The organism is Desulfuromonas thiophila (assembly GCF_900101955.1).
GTDB classification, from domain to species: domain Bacteria; phylum Desulfobacterota; class Desulfuromonadia; order Desulfuromonadales; family Desulfuromonadaceae; genus Pseudodesulfuromonas; species Pseudodesulfuromonas thiophila.
On the sequence record NZ_FNAQ01000036.1, the window covers coordinates 1 to 1,984 of the forward strand.

3 protein-coding genes are annotated in these 1,984 nt (G+C 48.9%); all 3 read right to left on the reverse strand.

Features of this window, described 5'->3' with window-relative positions:
* A partial coding sequence (locus BLR80_RS12575; RefSeq protein ID WP_143012183.1) for a hypothetical protein occupies window positions 1-446 on the reverse strand: 446 nt, incomplete at its 3' end.
* A complete protein-coding gene (locus tag BLR80_RS12580) occupies window positions 443-1,030 on the reverse strand; it encodes a hypothetical protein (RefSeq protein ID WP_092080884.1) in 588 nt (195 codons plus the stop codon). The genes BLR80_RS12575 and BLR80_RS12580, both read right to left, overlap by 4 nt.
* Entirely contained in the window at window positions 1,027-1,845 is an 819-nt protein-coding gene (locus BLR80_RS12585) for a DUF6792 domain-containing protein (RefSeq protein ID WP_092080887.1), read from the reverse strand. Before BLR80_RS12585 ends, BLR80_RS12580 begins: the two co-directional genes overlap by 4 nt.
* Between the last annotated feature and the right edge of the window lie 139 nt (window positions 1,846-1,984).

The window sequence follows — 1,984 nt, forward strand, 5'->3', positions numbered from 1 at the left end:
GAATGACCGACAACCGAAAAATCAGACTGAAGAGTGCCATCAACAATCCATGTCTGAACCTGCGCGGAAAGAGCAGAGTATTGTGCCTGAAATTCAGTGGTCCCGAGCAATGCAATATCTATAAAATCAGTAACAAAATCATCAAGGTCGTCAGTTCCTCGAATCGCTACAACCTGATTGCCTTTGCCGTCATCAAAGAGCGTAACGGATAGGCCGGTCGGGTTGAGAAACGTCTGTTCATCGCCAAATTCATCGTAATAGGTATCTTCGACCATACCGTCGTATTGGTCGAGGACGGTCCAATTATCAGCGAAATCTTCGGCTTGTTTCTTGGCCATGCCATCGCCGTCATCATAAAGCACATCTGGGTCTACTATACCTGACTGAAGGTCATAATAGGCGGCCTGAGCCAGCTCGGCAAATCTGAAATACTCGCTAATGTTCATTTTTCACCCTCCTTGACACTTGTTTGTTGATGTTCAAAAATTTCAACTAAGAGAGGAATGATACCCCCATCTTCTGGGCAACGATATGTTGAGCCATGCCAAGGACCCGGAAGGTCGCCACCCGACCTGACATAGATCACTGTTTCACCAAGTATTTTATTGTTTTCCTTCCGAAATACTTGGTACAGCCTCCTTGAAATAGATGGATCTGATTTTCGATACTTTTTAATTTCTGACCGAAAAATATAGTCTTTGCCTAAAGCGTTTTCTCCTTGGGTTGGTTGATAGAAATTCGGCTGCCCCCACTGATTAAACATTTCTTCAGGCAACTCCACCGTCTCATAAACCTTGACGCCTCCATCAATTGCGCACAATTTCCGCACCTGGGCATCCCAGTACATCTTTTTTCCGGCAACCTCCCAGAAAGCCCCGCCAAACCAAACGCAAAAAATAAGAAAACCGATGGCAATATGCAGAACTTTTTCTTTCAGTTTTTGTGGATGCCACCGCCGCCAAAGGCGATAAATGACCCATCCAGCCAACAACCAGACCCCGATCAGAGCCAGCAGGTATAATCCGCTCATGCCGCAGACCTCCACCCGCGCGGGGTGAACCCGGTAACCAGCAATTTCCCCAATGCTGTGACCGCTGATTCGAGGGTGTGATCGGCCTTGTTTGAGGATGCTTCAAGCAGACCGGTAATGGTATTGAGCTGTAAGGATTCATCGACTTGTGAGAAAAGGTTGTAGACGGCCAAAGAATCGGTGAGGTGCGCAATCGAATGATTACCTATCAGCAAGTTGCCACCAATGATGCCTTGATCCTCGATAAAGACCGGCACCACGTCGCCCCACCAAACACCTACACCGGCGGTAACTTCCAATCCCGGCTCCGCATAGAGGTTGGTTATTTTGTCGTTCGGTTCCGGTGTAGACGAAGCAAGCCCCAGAATTTCCAATAGTTGCACATATCCTGCGCCACCGTCGGTGCCACCCGTTCCTGCGCCGTTGTAGGTATAGGTATGATCCACGTGATCAGCCCACGCCAGCGTGAACGCCGTGGCAAGATGCCCGCCCAGAGAATGCCCTGCGACAGTGACCGTATCAGAGGAAGAGAGTTTCCCCAGGCCACCCAGTGAAACCGGCGTGATCAGTCGCTCAAAGTAAGCATTCATTTCGGTAATCTGCTCTTGCGCCCAACCCTCAACAACAATACCGAGAAAATCAGCAAATATGATGTCGTCCACAAATTCACTTGGCTGTGTGCCGCGTAGAGCGAAAGTATATTCGCCTGTCTCTGTGTTCCGGAATAAAGTCCCCGAGAAACCACTATCAGGATCGGTGTATTGGTCGATGACGGTGTAAGTGTTGGCGAAGGCAATGGCTTGGACTGACGACATGCCCGCAGTTTTGAGTTTGTCGGTATAAGCTGTTCCTGAAATTCGCCTCCTCCGCAGAATCTGTGGGTAGGTAGCAGTAAAAATTAGAGCATTGTCTCCCCCGGGTGGATAGGATGGTTTTTGCAGAAACTAACCAATC